This is a genomic window from Sporosarcina sp. ZBG7A, assembly GCF_000813425.1.
Taxonomy (GTDB): domain Bacteria; phylum Bacillota; class Bacilli; order Bacillales_A; family Planococcaceae; genus Sporosarcina.
This window is the reverse complement of sequence record NZ_JWIB01000046.1, coordinates 23,045-38,670: the sequence shown is the minus strand read 5'-3', so window position 1 is coordinate 38,670 and position 15,626 is coordinate 23,045. Positions and strand designations below refer to the sequence as shown.

Here is a 15,626-nt window from a genome sequence, read left to right as displayed (position 1 = left end):
TAAACGATTGAACGATATTAGAGGAGGAAATTATTGTGGCAGAGATCCGAGTACCTGAACTGGCAGAATCGATTACTGAAGGAACTATTGCAAAGTGGCTAAAACAACCAGGTGAATCAGTAGATAAAGGTGAATTCATCGTTGAACTTGAGACAGACAAAGTAAACGTTGAAGTAATTTCAGAAGAAGCTGGAACAGTTCAAGAACTAATGGCGGCTGAAGGCGACACTGTCGAAGTCGGTCAAGTCATTGCGATTGTTGGAGCAGGTTCTGGAGCACCTGCACAGCAGCCTGCTGCTCCCGCTCAAGCTGCACAAGAACAGCCTGCACCAGCAGCATCTGAACCAGTTGCTGCGCAAGCACCTGCTGAAGAAGCAACTTCAGGAGATCGTTTGATTGCAAGTCCTGCTGCACGTAAACTTGCACGTGAAAAAGGCATTAACTTAGCTGACATTTCACCTGTAGATCCAATGGGCCGTGTACGCGTTCAAGACGTAGAAGCACACGGTACTGCTCCTAAAGCACAACCTGCAGCACCTGCCGCTAAACAAGAAGCAAAAGTGGACGATGGACGCGTAGAACGCGTGAAAATGAGCCGTCGTCGTCAAACGATTGCGAAGCGGTTGCTTGAAGTTAAGCAAAACACAGCAATGCTTACAACGTTCAATGAAATTGATATGACTAACGTGATGGAACTTCGTTCACGTAAAAAAGATGAATTCTTTGATAAGAACGATGTACGCCTAGGCTTTATGTCATTCTTCACTAAAGCAGTAGTCGCTGCACTTAAGAAATACCCTAAAGTCAACTCAGAGCTTGATGGAGATGATTTGATCATGAAAAACTACTTCGACATCGGTATCGCGGTTTCTACAGATGGCGGACTAGTTGTACCAAACGTTGTCGATGCAGACCGTAAAAACTTCGCTGAAATCGAAGCAACTATCGGAGAACTTGCTAAAAAAGCTCGCGACAACAAATTGACGCTTGCTGACATGTCAGGCGGTTCATTCACAATCACGAACGGTGGAGTATTCGGTTCACTTCTATCTACACCAATCCTTAACGGAACGCAAGTAGGTATTCTTGGAATGCACACAATCCAGAAACGTCCGATTGCTGTCGGTAATAACGTTGAAATCCGTCCGATGATGTATGTGGCTCTATCTTATGACCACCGTGTTATCGATGGTAAAGATTCAGTTGGATTCTTGAAAATGATTAAGGAATTAATTGAAAATCCAGAAGATCTTCTTCTTGGATCTTAATCACTAAATTACACCTCCCGCGTTTTGCGGGGGGATTTACTCTTACACTTTTCTATAGGAAGGGCGGGGTCCTAGAATGTCTTCGTTCAAAGAATGGCTTCACGCACCAGCAATCCGGCAAGTCGTCTGCAAACACGCAGATGCTGAAAAATATTTAGTAACAAACGTCCTCACGCCTGGAAAAACTTATGATGTGAAAAACGAAACGGAAGAATTTCTTTTCGTTGTTGACAACACAGGTAAAGTCGGCGGATATTACAAAACATATTTCGAGTGACATGCAGGTAGCCTTACGTAAACACCGATCCATGAAACGGCCTGATGCTATAATTGCATCAGGCCGTTTTATATAGAAGGAGACAAGAAGTCATGAACCTGTTAATCGAAGAAACTTTAAAAAATCGTGCAAATAGATCGTATACAGAAGAAGAGCAACTACTCATTCAAGTAGGTGGATATGTAAGCCCTACTCCCAACTTGTTCGAGGATATTTTAATTGCCATTTCGTTAAAAAAACCGATTCTTTTGAAAGGACCTTCTGGCAGCGGGAAAACTCGTCTTGCTCAAAGTATATCAGCAATGTTCCAGCAGCCCATGCAAAGCGTCAACTGTTCAGTGGACCTGGATGCTGAAGCGTTACTAGGTTTTAAAACCATTGTGACAAAAGACGGTCAAAGTGTTATTGAATTTGTAGACGGCCCAGTAGTGACTGCTATGAAGCGTGGCCATATTTTATATATAGATGAAATCAATATGGCCAAACCTGAGACGTTGCCAATTTTACATAGTCTATTGGATCATCGGCGCATGCTAACGAATCCTTTTACAGGAGAAGTCATCATAGCACACGAAGATTTTTCCGTCGTCTCAGCTATCAATGAGGGCTATATTGGGACATCACCGATGAACGAAGCACTAAAAAATCGTTTCGTATCATTTTCTATTCCGTACTTAGAAGCAGAGCAATTACGAACGGTATTGGAGAATGCAGTCCCAGAAGCGAAAGCATCTATAGTGGATACGATGATGAATCTATCAGAGGACTTATCTAAACAAGCTGCTAACGGATTGCTTGCTGACGAAGCCGCTTCTGTAAGAAGTCTAATCGATGCCCTCCAACTCGCTGTTCATATGCCTGTAGATCGCGCTGTAATGTATGCAATCTCTGAACTGTTGGAAGATAAAATGGAACGAGATCTCGTGAACGAATTGACAGCTACTTGGGTGAAATGAGGGATCGTGATGGATAAAGTCAGTCGGTTCATACAGTTTAATGATGAATCCGTAGAGACACGAAAAATTCTGCTTTACGAGAGAATTGCACAATCGTTAGCGAACGCTCCATTTGTGAAAATAACAGAGCGTCAGTTAATCGAGTATCAGCCAAAAGATGCAACTCTTGCGATGAGCGTATTTTGGCGACATCGTTCAGAACAGATAACTCATCTTGGTCGTCTTTCGGATATTTATCTGCTTGCTGCAGGTTTTTATCGACACTTTGACTTAGCGGCCTGGAGAGCTTTCAAGTTGGATATGAAGTCTAGCCGACTTCCTAAATTAGCAGGTCAACTATTGATGATGATTGAAGAATTTAGACTAATGGAATCCATTCAAAAGTCTCGCATGGGGACACAGAAAGCTTTTGCAGTGCGCAGTAAAGTCTATGCGGAATTCCATAGAGATCGTCTTCTGTCAAACACACAGCGGGGGTTCTCAGCGGACGCATTAGTTAACCAGCTATTTTTAGATATTCATATGGGGATGACAGCTGCATCTCACGAATCGTTGAATCATCTGCCTATGGATAGGGTTCGGCAAATTGTACAACAGGCTTACGACTTGGAAACCACAAGTCAAAGCGGTTTTCTAGCAAAGCGAATTATAGAACTCGTAGAAGAGCAATTGACTGGGGACATCGTACTTCCTATATACACGTTTGGAGACTACTTCGAAGATGGTACAGAGATGAACACCGATGTACGAGCAATGTCAGATCCGAGTGATTCAGAAGATCAGGAAGTGAAGGAGACAATTGAAGAGGAGTTTCGTACGTGGCACCAGGAGACCGAAGAAGATAAGGGAACTTATCTTGAATTTGAGCTGCAACAAGGAACCCAAGGTGCTGCAGATGCAACGGATGCGAGTCCTGGAGATGACAACGCAGAGGTTCAACAGTTTGGATTGGGAAGCTCGGAAGGTAACGATAAAGAGGGGATGCCGAAACAGGAGGCAGACCTTGAGGGGGACAGGGCAGAGGAGACATCAGCTAAAGCGGGTTCCGATTATGGTCCTGCACATACTCATGTCACGTTTAAAACAACAAAAATGCCAAATACGGAAGAGGCGTCCTCAACAAACCTGCTCAATGAATGGCGAAATAATCATTTACCGATTGTTCGTGCACTTGTTACCGAGATGAAAAAAAGATTAGAGCGAAAAAAACACCATAAGCGTGAGAACTTAACGAAAGGGCGCCTTTCATCAAAGCTAACAACCATGCTGACAGATGAACGGCCAAAACCCTTCTATCGGAAACAAGCACCTTCACCGGAACTCGATGCTGTATTTGGATTACTCGTAGATGGCTCGGCGTCTATGATTGACAAAGTCCAGGAGACAAAAGAAGCAGTTGTTCTTTTTCATGATGTCTTACGGAAACTTAACGTCTCCCATGAAATTACTTCTTATTACGAAGATGCATTTGAAGCAACGAAAGAAGAGCAACCGAATTTTTTTGAAGTCATGCATACGTTCGACGAAACGCATATCGACAGTGGCCCAGCAATTATGAACTTTGAAGCACATGAAGATAACCGTGATGGGTTTGCGATCAGATGGATGGCGAATCGCTTGGCGAATCGATCTGAACAGCATAAATTTTTACTCGTATTCTCTGACGGTGAACCGTCAGCTTTCGGATACGATCGCAATGGGATAGTTGATACAGCGGAGGCTGTTTGGGAAACAGAGAAGCGGGGGATATCGGTCGTTCATTTATTTTTATCTTCACAACCTCCGACAGAAGAACAGAAAGAACTGTTTGCGACAATGTTTGGGAACAAAACCGCTGCGTCTGATTCAGTGCAAGAATTCGCTAGCCAGACACTGCGTATCCTTAGAAAGTTACTCGCGATAGCAGCCCAATGAAAAACGCAAAACCACCTTATAAAGGGCGATTTTGCGTTTTTTCATGGATATTGAGGAGACGTTGCTTCAACTCTTCTTCCATTCTACCAATTTCTCGTTCTGCTTCTTTTCTCTTAACTCGGCCATCAGCCTGAATCACAAGAGTTTCCTCGATTGTTTGGATTAAGTTTTCTTGAGTCTTTTTCAACGTGTCAATCTCAATGATGCCGCGTTCGTTTTCTTTTGCGGTTTCAATTGAATTCAATTTTAGCATTTCAGAATTACGAAGTAATAAATCATTTGTTGTCTTCGTTACAAGACGTTGAGATTCGACAGCTTTCTTTTGGCGATTCAAAGTTAATGCAATTGCAATTTGGTTTTTCCATAACGGGATTGACGTCATGATTGATGATTGAATCTTCTCAGCAAGTGTTTGGTTTGTCTGCTGAATCATACGAATTTGAGGAGCACTTTGGATTGTCAATTGACGGGATAATTGTAAATCATATAACCGCTTTTCCAAGCGATCCAAAAACTGACTCATATCATTTACTTCTTGAATTGCCATTTGGTCATTGGAATTTTGAGCATCTGCACGCATCTGAGGAATCGTAATGTTAGCGAGTTCGTCACGTTTTATCTCTGCAGCGGCAATATAGACGTTCAATGCCTGAAAATACGTCTTGTTTTGCTCATATAAATTATCGAGCATGTGGACATCTTCTATCAAACCCCGTTTAGAATGTTCTAACTGGACACCGATACGGTCAATTTGTGTACTTAGTTTTTGATACTTCGTCATCATTTCTTGAATAGAACGGGATGCTTTATTGAAAAGGCGGCTCAAGCCGGTCTTTTTCTTTTCCGAAAGATCGTCAGGATCGATTTCAGAAAGCTTCCCCATTAAATCGTTTAAGACATCTCCAACAGGACCAATATCCTTACTTTGAACGTGATCCAACATTTTATGGGAAAAACGGGACAGTTCGTTTTGTGCTGTAGCACCGTAGGTTAAAATCGCTTCATAATCACCAACAGGAATTTGATCGGCAAGTTCCTTAGCTTTTTGCTGTTCCTCAGGTGATAGTCGATCCATTAGTGCTACAGAAGCATTGTTTTCAGTTTGCTCTGTTTGCATTTCTTTCGGGAGCATCGGTTCACTTCTATCAAATGGACTACTGAGTAGATCATCAAAAGATTTCACATCATTATTCATTGGCTGATTTTCGGTCATCTAGCGTTTCCCCTTTCGTGTTCGGCAAGGCTTTTTTACGTGCCATTGTAATATCTACATAGTCGAGTTCAAGTTGCAGGGCTGCTAAATCAGTAGCAAGGGCATCCTGCAAATCACTTTCCAACTGATGGGTGACATCAGTAATAGTTTCTCGAGTATGCTGCAGAGCAATACGAACTTCTTTTTCTTTCAGTTGTTGATTGGCAAGTAGTGCATATTTAGAGGTCAGTTCAACTGCAGAATCCAGATGTGCGTAAAAGAACTGTTCGGTCTGATAAAATTTCTTTGGATCGTTACGTACAATCGCGAGCACTTTTCTAGATAGATTACTCAGCTCATACACTTGACGGAAAGCCTGAACCGAGCGAACCTGTCCATATAGACTATTCAATTTTTTAATTTTTTGCTTGGCTTCATGAAGTTGTAATTCAATATGTCGATACTCAGAACGTGTCATTCCGAGTTCTTTCACTGATGAGCTGATTTGGACTTGTTTAATAGCAAAAGTACCTCCTAGGTACATCGTTATGAGAATCCCCGTTGCTGCCAAAAAAGGAATGCCAGTTCCCAGCAGTAAAAAGAGGTATGTTCCAAAACTGACGGGCGCCACGATGAAGTGCCGCGTAAAAAACTGTTTGACTTTTTTCATCTTCGGTCAGCCCTCCTTATCGTTAGTATATATATCATTATTACGTGTGAATGGCAGTAAAAGTTTCATCGATTCACTAATCTCTCTTTAGTATACCGTATTAGACCCATTCAGACGAACATTTGAAATGCAAATTAGTACAGATTGCTTGGAAAAACTCTAAGTGCTTTGTATAATTGTCAACTGTATAGGAAAAGAGGTTTTAGCATGTACGAGGTTATTTATATGAAAGCAGATTATGAACCTTGGTGGATGTTTGAAGGATGGGAAGAGATGGTTCGTTTAAGAAGGTCGTTTGAAGAAATGGACGAAGCAATAGAATTTGCACACTCGCTTATGGATGAAATGAGAGGCTGCTTTTCAAAAGAAAAAACTCGTAAAGGAGCATTTACCGCTTTTTGGAATCCTGGGGAAAGAACGTATTGTGATGGGTGTGACGATGATATGCAATTGTATCATGGGATCTTTTTATTGAAGGGCAATGAAACTATTTCTTTTATCGAGGAATAATAATTTGAATATTTCATAATGTTTATTTGACATTTAAAAGTGGTATGGTATAGTAGTACTAAGCTTAATAGCAAGCGCTCGCGACGAGAAACGTATTCACGTATTACAAAAAGTGATCGGCGACGTCGGTACTTTTTGTAATACGTGAATTTTCTTTTTTGTAGCAGGTTCATGTATTAGCAATTATTATTTGGAGGTTTTCATTTATGAAACAAGGTACAGTTAAGTGGTTCAACGCAGAAAAAGGTTTCGGTTTCATCGAGGTTGACGGAGAAGACGACGTATTCGTACACTTCTCAGCTATTCAAGGTGAAGGATTCAAATCTTTGGACGAAGGCCAGCAGGTTGAGTTCGAAATCGTAGAAGGTAACCGCGGTCTACAAGCTGCTAACGTTACGAAACTCTAATAACACAAAAAAGGGAACCCGCTTAAATAGTGGGTTCTATTTTTTATGCTTTACGGTTTAGTAACAGACTCCATAGTAGAGGTGACAAGTATATCTGCTTGACCTTTTGCAGTCATAACGGACTCCCGTTTAACTTCTCCGAAACCTTCAACAAAATATTTTCTATTTGTATAATTGTCACCTTTCTCTTCAAGTACAATCGCATGCTCGAACTTTTTATAGGGAGTTTCAACAGTAGCGTCTGTATTCACAATCGTCCATTTCCCAAAAGTAGCACCTTTTTCAAAAGGCTTCTGTAAATAAACACCTGTCACTTCCAATTTTTTAAGTTCGGCAACTGGTGGCACATTTCCTTCCACGTCAACTTGTTTCTCTTCTAAAGTTAGAATTCGATCTTTCTCCACTTTGTATATCTTTCTCAATAGAGCTCCTCCATTGTTCTCATATATCATCACGTACTCCTCGTATGGATGATACACCTGGACATCCAGCTCCGCATACTCATTTCCTTCACCTTCATAATGAGCTTTTGAACTGTCGGGTAGCAAATAGTCGAGCATTGCGGGATCTTTGACTTTGCCATTCGGATCATCCAGTTCCTCATAGCCATCATCATCATGATCCTTGTCTTTTATTTCACCACCGGCATCCGAATCAGCTTTTTCAACGGGACTCTGTTCGCCGCTGTTCCCAGAATTATTAGGTGCAGTAACGTCTTCACCATTCAGTTTGGAGCAAGCGGAGACGACGAGTAGACTTATGAGTAAAAAAAACACAAATTTAAATTTCTTCATAGTCAACCACTCCTTTTCCAATAGTATTACCGATTTCAAGGAAAGTATGTGCAACTGAAATTCTTAAGATTTATGTAAAGAAATACAAAAAAGCAACCGCTAAAAATAGCAGTTGCCTTTTTTGTAAAACCTACATGTACTGTGAACTTATTTTGAAGATGGTTGTGCTTCTTTCCATTCCAAATACTCATCATAGTTCATCATTTTGTCGAAAATTGTACCGTCATCGTTAATTTCAATAACGCGATTTGCAATTGTCTGTATGAACTGGTGGTCATGAGAGGTGAATAACATAACCCCTTTGTAAGCAATCAGACCGTTGTTCAACGCTTGAATTGATTCGAGATCCAAATGGTTAGTTGGCTCATCTAACAACAAGACGTTTGAATGAGTGAGCATCATTTTAGAAAGCATACAACGAACTTTCTCTCCTCCAGAAAGAACAGAAGGCTTTTTGTTTACTTCTTCACCAGAGAAGAGCATTCTACCGAGGAAACCACGTAAGAACGTTTCTGTTTCATCTTCAGGTGAATACGGACGTAACCATTCAACGAGTGATTTCTCGTTACCTTGGAAAAATTCGTTGTTATCGATAGGGAAGTATGCTTGTGAAGTGGTAACTCCCCATTTAACAGTACCGGAATCCGCTTCTTGTTCTTCCGCTAAAATTTCTAGCAAAGCAGTCTTAGCTAATGGATTTCCGATCAAGATGACTTTATCTTCTTTGTTCAATGTGAAAGACGCATCTTTCAGTAGTTGAACGCCATCTTGAGTTTTAGACAAGTCACGAACCATAAGGACATCATTTCCGATGTCGCGGCCCATTTGGAAGTTAACATAAGGATAACGACGTGATGAAGGTTTGATATCGTCTATGTCGATTTTATCCAATGTTTTCTTACGTGAAGTTGCTTGCTTCGATTTCGAAGCATTCGCACTGAATCGCGCGATGAACGCTTGCAATTCCTTCACTTTTTCTTCTTTTTTCTTATTCTGTTCTTGAGAAAGCTTGAGTGCTAATTGACTAGACTCGTACCAGAAATCATAGTTACCTGCATAAATCTGGATTTTACTGAAGTCCAAGTCCGCTATATGCGTACATACTTTGTTCAAAAAATGACGGTCGTGGGATACGACGATTACGGTATTCTCAAAGTTGATCAAGAATTCTTCTAGCCATTGGATTGCTTTCAAGTCCAAGTGGTTTGTTGGCTCATCCAGTAATAAGACATCCGGTTTACCGAACAGGGCTTGAGCAAGTAAGACTTTCACTTTGTCAGAACCTGTGAGCTCAGACATTTTCATCGCATGCAATTTCTCTGAGATTCCAAGACCTTGCAAGAGGATTGCAGCTTCGGATTCAGCTTCCCATCCGTTTAGCTCTCCAAATTCACCTTCGAGTTCAGCTGCACGCATACCATCCTCATCAGAAAAATCTTCCTTCATATAAATAGCATTCTTTTCGGACATAATATCATAGAGCCTTTTGTGACCCATAATAACAGTCTCAAGAACTTCTACACCTTCAAACTCGAAGTGATCCTGTTTTAATACTGCCAGGCGATCGTCATTATTTAAAATGACATTACCTGTTTGTGGTTCTATTTCACCGGAAAGTATTTTAATGAATGTTGATTTACCGGCACCATTCGCACCGATTAGCCCATAACAATTCCCTGGGTTAAACTGTATATTAACATCTTCAAAAAGTTTCCGGTCTCCAAAACGAAGACTTACATTACTTACTGCTAACATAATTGACCTCCTAAAATTCACACTTTGCCCATTATAGCACGGATTGTCGCTAGGGTGGGGGAAATTACAGTGGTAATAATCAATTTTCAAGCTTACAATACAATCATAAGTCTTTCGACAGTATTTAAAAGAAACTGTTTAGGAACTTTCTCTCTTTTGCAGAGCCTTACGATTTTTATAAGCCGATAAAGTACCGAGTTCTTTATTGATTAGATATTCCATTTGCACATAATGTTTACGAGAAGGTAATTCAATCGAATCCAGACCTTTCATCGTGTAAATGAAGTAGTATCCATTGATTTGCCGGAACACAGCGACTATGTCGGGAAATGAGTCAAATACACTTTTCACTTGATACTTCCGTGTATAGGACCAATGAATTATTTTCATGAAATTTCATCCTTTCACAGAAAATTATACGACCTTAAAAAAACAAACGCAAGTTCGATGAAATATTATTAGAAAGGAATCCTTATGAATTCTATTTCTCTGACTACTAAAAAAACAATGCTTCTGATTTTCGCTATTTTTGCAGTGTCTATAAATATGCGACCTGCTATCACGTCAATTGGTCCGCTATTGGATACAATCCGGGTCCAATTATCATTGACGAATGCACAAGTTAGCTTACTTACTGCGTTGCCTGTTATATGTATGGGAGTGTTCGCTTCACTAGCACCAGTATTAAATCGGCGGTTCGGATTGAATGCAACCATGGTTTTTATGGTTGCAGTTATTGGTGTGATGACAGCTCTCCGTGAATTTGTCCCCACCTATACAATGCTTTTAGTTTCTTCTATTGGAGTCGGGGTTGCGATTGCGGTTACTGGACCATTACTCTCCGCGATGATCAAACAAAACTTTCCGCATCGGGCCGGTCCGATCATTGGGATCTATTCGTTCGGGCTCGGGGCAGGCGCTACAGCAAGCACTGGTTTGTCTGCTTACTTTTATGAAATGACTGGATCCTATTCGTTTGCACTCAGTATTTGGGCTGTATTAGCTTTGGTAGGTATTGCAGCATGGCTGGTATCAGGAACCGATCAGCTGGTAGTTCATCAGCAGCAAGGAGCGTCATGGAAAGAATCTTCTAAGGCGGTTCGTTCTCCCTGGAAAAACAGTAAAGCATGGTTGTTCCTATTGTTCTTTGGACTACAGTCTGCAGGTTTTTTCTCAATTGTTATCTGGCTCGCACCAATCGCGATTGAAAAAGGGATGACACTTGTTCAGGCAGGTACACTGGTGAGTCTTATGACGGCAGTTCAAATTATCTTGAATATTACAATCCCGCTTATGATGGAACGTTATCCGGGTCGTAAAATGTGGCTACTATTTATTCTCTCAATAGGGTTAGTTGCAGTTATGCTATTCTGGACAGATAATCTACCATTGCTATGGGTGGGAGCGCTACTTATGGGAGTTCCTTTAGGCGGCATGTTTCCAATTGCGCTCGTTCTGCCTCTGGATGAGACTGCAAATGCGGTAGAAACGAATTCTTGGACAGCGATGATGCAAACTGGTGGATATATCATCGGTGGGATTTTCCCATTAGTCATTGGGGTATTGTACGATGCAACAGGAAACCATCAAGTGACAATTGCGCTATTTGGTTTGTTATTTTTAGGAATGATTGTTTTGGCCTTTTTTATAGGAGATAAAGAAGAGTAGAGGAATTGGAAAAGGGACGCCCGATTGGGCATCCCTTTGTTTTTTTGTATAGCCGATTATTGAATATGAGAAAAAAGTTACTTCTTTTTATAATCAAGAATTGTGTACTTACTCACAACGATCATTGCCGCGGTCGTTGTTCAGCAGTTGTTTCCTAACATAAGCAACGCAAACCCTACCTACTTTTGCGTCCTTGCGGCCCTATAGCCGCGCCAGTTTGAATACGTATAATGGGTAAACATTCCGCAGAATGCCAGTATTCAAGAATCAGCTAACTGGTTATAACCAATTAATCATACCATCACGCTAAGACTATGTCAACAAGAATTTATAGGGAGTTGGAGTGAATAAGCAATCTGGTTCTAAAAGGAAGGATAGTTTCTTACAGTAACCTATAAGCTACAGAGAGGTGGAGAAAGTGTGGAAATTGATGGCGTCTTTTCTGGTGGAGGATTAAAAGGGCTAGCTTTGGTGGGAGCATGTAAAGTATTCGAAGAAAAAGGATACACATTTAAGCGTACTGTAGGAACGAGCGCGGGTGCAATTGTTGCTGCCATGTTAGCCGCAGGGTACACGGCTAATGAAATGGAACAGATTATGCAGCAACAAAACTTCCCAGAACTCCTCGATGCAAGGAAGACATTCATACCGATTCCATTTATGAAGTGGCTTCAACTATATTGGCGCATGGGGCTTTACCAAGGAACGGCTCTGGAAAATTGGTTCAGTGACATTCTAGCTGAAAAAGGAGTATATACTTTTGCAGATTTACCTGAAGGGTCTCTTAAGATTATTGTATCCGACTTAACGAACGGAAAACTAATCGTACTTCCTGATGATTTAGGTGAGTATGGCTTGAGACCAGACTTTTTTCCAGTGGCACGTGCGCTAAGGATGAGCACGAGTATTCCTTTCTTTTTCGAACCAGTCGTTCTTCATTCATTAGCAGGAAACTCTGTGACAGTAGATGGTGGTGTCCTTAGTAATTTTCCTCTATGGGTGTTCAATGAACCCGAAAATGGTGACTCCCGACCAATTGTCGGCATGAAATTGAGTCATAATCCAGCAGATAAGAAAAAAACAGTCATTCGTAATGGATTAGGACTTTATGAAGCGCTATTTACGACAATGAAAGACGCACATGATGAAAAACACGTCTCCACAAGACTTGAAAAAGACGTTTTATTCATTCCGACTGACGGGATATCCGCTGTCCAATTCGATTTGTCAGACGAGCAAAAAGAGACCCTCGTCATTAGTGGAGAAGTATCAGCTACAAACTTTTTGAAACAGTGGGGCAAGACGTCGATTTTAACTAAAGTTATTTGAATAATAAAGTAAATCTGTATGTTGTTTCTTGTCGGAAAATGGTATAATAGTCATAAGGAATTATGACTGTGTCGTTGGAAGGGCGGTGTTCCGTGTGAAGATATCCTTAAAACATTTGCTATTAGCAATCGCTTGGCTTTCAATCGCCTTAACACTAGCTAGTAGTCTTTATGCAGGATACCGCGCTGACCAACAAACACTAGAAAAAACCACTTTGGAAACAAATTTTGCATACGCGCAAAAATTAGCGAAAATGACAGAAGACTACTTTTTGAGGACTGAACGAATCCTGGCATACTCAGCGAGCGAGTTGTCTTTATCATTAAACCATGTCAATCAGGAGCAATTAAATCATGAGGCAGAACGGTTAGTCGTTCAAGCGGAATCGTTGAGCTCAGTTGTCATTACAGATAATAGAGGAATAATTATAGGTACTTCCTCTGGCATTAGAGCGCTTGCCGGAAAACCTCTTTTGGACGAGGCTGGACTTGAAACATTGACAAAGGGCATGGCCTCTATCAGTAAGCCCTACGAAACCCAGACAGGTAGGTTGGTTATCTTTATCGCAGCCCCGATTAAAAATATGGAAGGTAACGTAATTGGACTGATTGGTGGAAGTATCTACCTCAAGGAAGAAAATGTACTGAATGAGCTCCTAGGACAACACTTTTATGAAGATGGATCCTATGTGTATGTGGTTGATGCTGATGGGATGCTGATGTATCACTTGGATCAAGAACGTGTAGGTGAGTATGTGACACAGAATCCAGTAATTGCAGAATTGAGAAAGGGTCACAGCGGAAGTATGAGGCTGTTGAATAGCAAAAATCAAGATATGTTGGCAGGATACGCTTCAATTCCTTTGACCAAATGGGGAGTGGTTTCTCAAAGGCCAACCGAAATAGCATTGGCATCCTCTAAAGAAATGTTGAGTGAAATGATTTTGAAGTCTCTTCCTTTTATTGCTCTATCAGCTCTGATCATTTTGTATTTCGCTTCACAAATTGCTAAACCACTTGAGAAATTAGCAAGTTATGCGACGGACCAATTAGAAAGAGATGGTCATGCACCACTCGAGAGCGGTGCGTGGTATCACGAGGCGATTCAGCTGGATCTAGCTTTAACTGATAGCTTCAGCAGATTTCAGAAAAAAGTCGATCATTTTTATCTAGAATCATCTACAGACCCACTTACAGGCCTATTGAATCGAAGAGCACTTAACGAGCAGGCGAGAATACTTATGGAACAAAAAGTACCCTTTTCATTAGTAATTTTAGACATCGATCGTTTCAAAAGAGTCAACGATACTTATGGCCATAATAGGGGAGATGAAGTTCTAAAATATCTCGCGGATAAATTAAAACATCATGTAAAAGCCATAGGAACTTGCTATCGATTTGGAGGGGAAGAGTTCGTTATCTTGTACCCTCAAGTAGAATATGAGCAAGCAACTGAATTTACAGATGAGTTAAGAATTGACGTTGCTTCCGAAAACAGTCCAGTAGGTGAACCAATTACATTTTCAGCAGGTGTCGCCAACATACCAGAGCACGCAGAACATTTCTTACGGGTACTTGAATTAGCAGACGAATGTTTGTATCATGCGAAGGAAACTGGTCGCAACAAGGTCGTCAATGCGAAGGATTGGAACAAGCACGTGTAGGCTAACTTCCATGTATCTTAAAAAAGTGGTAAACTGGACAACAGCTTAAAAAGAAGCAGGTGTTGAAGATGATTGGAAGAAATGATCCGTGCCTTTGCGGCAGCGGTAAGAAATACAAGAAATGTTGTGCAGGCAAAGAAGAACTAACAGTTGAAATTGTACAAGCGGAAGAATTGGAACGGATTCTGCAATCTTTTTACGATGAGTATCCAAAGCAAAAAGACTTCGGTGATTATCGTGAGTTTGCCATCCAATGGAAACTCCCACTCTCCGCAGCATACTCTGAAGAAATGATCGAGGCAATTGCGCTAGACGAATTCTTTTTCCATAATCGAACGGATATTTGGAAAGGCTTTGTGCAAAAGCAATTGAAAAAAACAGTCCGTCCATCGGTTATCAAGGTCCTTGAGAGTTGGTCAGTACCACAAACGCTGCTTGGACAAGTAGTTAAAACGGAGGATTCTTATTTAACGGTGTATGATCGGTTAAATAACCAGACTGTCCTGTTACGCAGAGAGTCTGACAAACCAGTTCCAGAAGATGTTCATCTCTGGTGCTTCACACTTCCGGATGGAGCAGATGGGTTGCTTGCAGTTTCGACGTTAATCTTTTTCCCGGTAGACCAAAGTTCTGTGTTTGATGAATTTGTGACTGAGTTTAGCAATGTCGATCAAGATTCTGAAACGTACATGAAAAATCACTCAGTCACCCTATGGGAAAAACTAGCGGAGAATGGATATAAAGGAGAAGAGTTCACCGATTTTGAACAAGGCGTGCTGGCAAGGGTTGCCTCATTTTTAGAAGCAAATGATCGCAAATCAGATGAGCTTCTGGAATTGATCGAAGATTACTTAGTCGAGGAACAGCCAAATGCGCGGAAAGATGTTGCGATAGCAGCAGGTGCCATCCGTTACGGACAAGAACACGCATTGTTTGAAACTCTTGAGCTCACTGTCAAAGCCATTGCCGATGAATTCGAGGTATCTCCATCCTCTTTGAACCGTTATTACAACGGAATCACAGAATATGCAGAAATGAAAGCGAACGCATAATTATATAGGTAGACCCCATACTCATTTGAGTACGGGGTTTATTTGTCTGTGAATGGTTTTTGAAATGTTGAATTAGGTAATCAATTGTATGATTTGTAAATCTTGTGATGCGCTCGTAAATTAATTGAACGTGATCATAAACTGCCAAAAGTGCTCATAAAAATAGGAAAG

Annotated in this window: 15 protein-coding genes; 10 read left to right on the top strand and 5 right to left on the bottom strand. The window is 41.0% G+C overall.

Going from position 1 to position 15,626, the window contains the following annotated elements:
• Positions 1-35 precede the first annotated feature (35 nt).
• The 4 genes from odhB to RL70_RS15005 all read left to right on the top strand — a co-directional run bounded on the left by odhB (position 36) and on the right by RL70_RS15005 (position 4,415).
• A complete protein-coding gene (gene odhB / locus RL70_RS15020) occupies positions 36-1,268 on the top strand; it encodes a 2-oxoglutarate dehydrogenase complex dihydrolipoyllysine-residue succinyltransferase (protein ID WP_025784292.1) in 1,233 nt (410 codons plus the stop codon).
• A gap of 76 nt (positions 1,269-1,344) precedes the next feature.
• Positions 1,345-1,545, top strand: a complete 201-nt coding sequence (locus RL70_RS15015; RefSeq protein ID WP_025784293.1) for a DUF6501 family protein — start codon at positions 1,345-1,347, stop codon at positions 1,543-1,545.
• Positions 1,546-1,637: 92 nt separating this feature from the next.
• A complete protein-coding gene (locus tag RL70_RS15010; RefSeq protein ID WP_039044220.1) occupies positions 1,638-2,501 on the top strand; it encodes an AAA family ATPase in 864 nt (287 codons plus the stop codon).
• A 9-nt stretch (positions 2,502-2,510) separates the two neighbouring features.
• Positions 2,511-4,415, top strand: coding sequence for a nitric oxide reductase activation protein NorD (locus RL70_RS15005; protein WP_039044219.1), 1,905 nt, complete (start codon positions 2,511-2,513; stop codon positions 4,413-4,415).
• Positions 4,416-4,431: 16 nt separating this feature from the next.
• On the opposite strand, the gene RL70_RS15000 is transcribed toward RL70_RS15005, so the two are convergent.
• Both RL70_RS15000 and RL70_RS14995 read right to left on the bottom strand, forming a co-directional pair.
• Complete coding sequence (locus RL70_RS15000) at positions 4,432-5,628, bottom strand: toxic anion resistance protein (protein ID WP_039044218.1); 1,197 nt, start codon at positions 5,626-5,628, stop codon at positions 4,432-4,434.
• The gene (locus tag RL70_RS14995) at positions 5,603-6,277 is read right to left on the bottom strand and encodes a 5-bromo-4-chloroindolyl phosphate hydrolysis family protein (RefSeq protein ID WP_039044217.1); all 675 of its coding nucleotides are present in this window, start codon (positions 6,275-6,277) and stop codon (positions 5,603-5,605) included. Before RL70_RS14995 ends, RL70_RS15000 begins: the two co-directional genes overlap by 26 nt.
• Positions 6,278-6,484: 207 nt before the next feature.
• Between RL70_RS14995 and RL70_RS14990 the strand changes: the two genes are divergently transcribed.
• Positions 6,485-6,787: a DUF1033 family protein gene (locus RL70_RS14990; protein WP_039044216.1), complete on the top strand. Its 303-nt coding sequence runs from the start codon at positions 6,485-6,487 to the stop codon at positions 6,785-6,787.
• Positions 6,788-6,993: 206 nt separating this feature from the next.
• Positions 6,994-7,194, top strand: a complete 201-nt coding sequence (locus RL70_RS14985) for a cold-shock protein (protein ID WP_025784299.1) — start codon at positions 6,994-6,996, stop codon at positions 7,192-7,194.
• A 50-nt stretch (positions 7,195-7,244) separates the two neighbouring features.
• Here the strand turns inward: RL70_RS14985 and RL70_RS14980 are convergent, their stop codons facing one another.
• The 3 genes from RL70_RS14980 to RL70_RS14970 all read right to left on the bottom strand — a co-directional run bounded on the left by RL70_RS14980 (position 7,245) and on the right by RL70_RS14970 (position 10,133).
• Positions 7,245-7,988 (bottom strand): hypothetical protein, encoded by a 744-nt coding sequence (locus tag RL70_RS14980; protein ID WP_039044215.1) that lies wholly within the window; start codon positions 7,986-7,988, stop codon positions 7,245-7,247.
• A 147-nt stretch (positions 7,989-8,135) separates the two neighbouring features.
• Positions 8,136-9,743 (bottom strand): ABC-F family ATP-binding cassette domain-containing protein, encoded by a 1,608-nt coding sequence (locus RL70_RS14975; protein ID WP_039044214.1) that lies wholly within the window; start codon positions 9,741-9,743, stop codon positions 8,136-8,138.
• A gap of 138 nt (positions 9,744-9,881) precedes the next feature.
• Positions 9,882-10,133, bottom strand: a complete 252-nt coding sequence (locus tag RL70_RS14970; RefSeq protein ID WP_039044213.1) for a hypothetical protein — start codon at positions 10,131-10,133, stop codon at positions 9,882-9,884.
• Positions 10,134-10,217: 84 nt separating this feature from the next.
• Here RL70_RS14970 and RL70_RS14965 point away from each other — a divergent pair, with 84 nt between their 5' ends.
• From RL70_RS14965 to RL70_RS14950, 4 genes are all read left to right on the top strand, one after another.
• Positions 10,218-11,411: a CynX/NimT family MFS transporter gene (locus tag RL70_RS14965; protein ID WP_039044212.1), complete on the top strand. Its 1,194-nt coding sequence runs from the start codon at positions 10,218-10,220 to the stop codon at positions 11,409-11,411.
• 420 nt (positions 11,412-11,831) lie between these two features.
• Positions 11,832-12,740, top strand: a complete 909-nt coding sequence (locus tag RL70_RS14960) for a patatin-like phospholipase family protein (protein ID WP_039044211.1) — start codon at positions 11,832-11,834, stop codon at positions 12,738-12,740.
• Between the two features lie 94 nt (positions 12,741-12,834).
• On the top strand, positions 12,835-14,403 hold the full coding sequence (locus RL70_RS14955) for a sensor domain-containing diguanylate cyclase (RefSeq protein ID WP_156137990.1): 1,569 nt from the start codon (positions 12,835-12,837) through the stop codon (positions 14,401-14,403).
• 68 nt (positions 14,404-14,471) lie between these two features.
• On the top strand, positions 14,472-15,455 hold the full coding sequence (locus RL70_RS14950) for a YecA family protein (protein WP_039044209.1): 984 nt from the start codon (positions 14,472-14,474) through the stop codon (positions 15,453-15,455).
• Positions 15,456-15,626: the final 171 nt, after the last annotated feature.

Excerpts from the sequence above, each read along its gene's own strand:
- RL70_RS14990 (WP_039044216.1), top strand. The coding sequence starts at position 6,485 with ATGTACGAGGTTATTTATATGAAAGCAGATTATGAACCTTGGTGGATG.
- RL70_RS14950 (WP_039044209.1), top strand. The coding sequence starts at position 14,472 with ATGATTGGAAGAAATGATCCGTGCCTTTGCGGCAGCGGTAAGAAATAC.
- RL70_RS14985 (WP_025784299.1), top strand. The coding sequence starts at position 6,994 with ATGAAACAAGGTACAGTTAAGTGGTTCAACGCAGAAAAAGGTTTCGGT.
- RL70_RS15000 (WP_039044218.1), bottom strand. The coding sequence starts at position 5,628 with ATGACCGAAAATCAGCCAATGAATAATGATGTGAAATCTTTTGATGAT.
- RL70_RS14970 (WP_039044213.1), bottom strand. The coding sequence starts at position 10,133 with ATGAAAATAATTCATTGGTCCTATACACGGAAGTATCAAGTGAAAAGT.
- RL70_RS15015 (WP_025784293.1), top strand. The coding sequence starts at position 1,345 with ATGTCTTCGTTCAAAGAATGGCTTCACGCACCAGCAATCCGGCAAGTC.
- RL70_RS15005 (WP_039044219.1), top strand. The coding sequence starts at position 2,511 with ATGGATAAAGTCAGTCGGTTCATACAGTTTAATGATGAATCCGTAGAG.
- RL70_RS14975 (WP_039044214.1), bottom strand. The coding sequence starts at position 9,743 with ATGTTAGCAGTAAGTAATGTAAGTCTTCGTTTTGGAGACCGGAAACTT.
- RL70_RS14995 (WP_039044217.1), bottom strand. The coding sequence starts at position 6,277 with ATGAAAAAAGTCAAACAGTTTTTTACGCGGCACTTCATCGTGGCGCCC.
- RL70_RS14965 (WP_039044212.1), top strand. The coding sequence starts at position 10,218 with ATGAATTCTATTTCTCTGACTACTAAAAAAACAATGCTTCTGATTTTC.
- RL70_RS14980 (WP_039044215.1), bottom strand. The coding sequence starts at position 7,988 with ATGAAGAAATTTAAATTTGTGTTTTTTTTACTCATAAGTCTACTCGTC.
- RL70_RS15010 (WP_039044220.1), top strand. The coding sequence starts at position 1,638 with ATGAACCTGTTAATCGAAGAAACTTTAAAAAATCGTGCAAATAGATCG.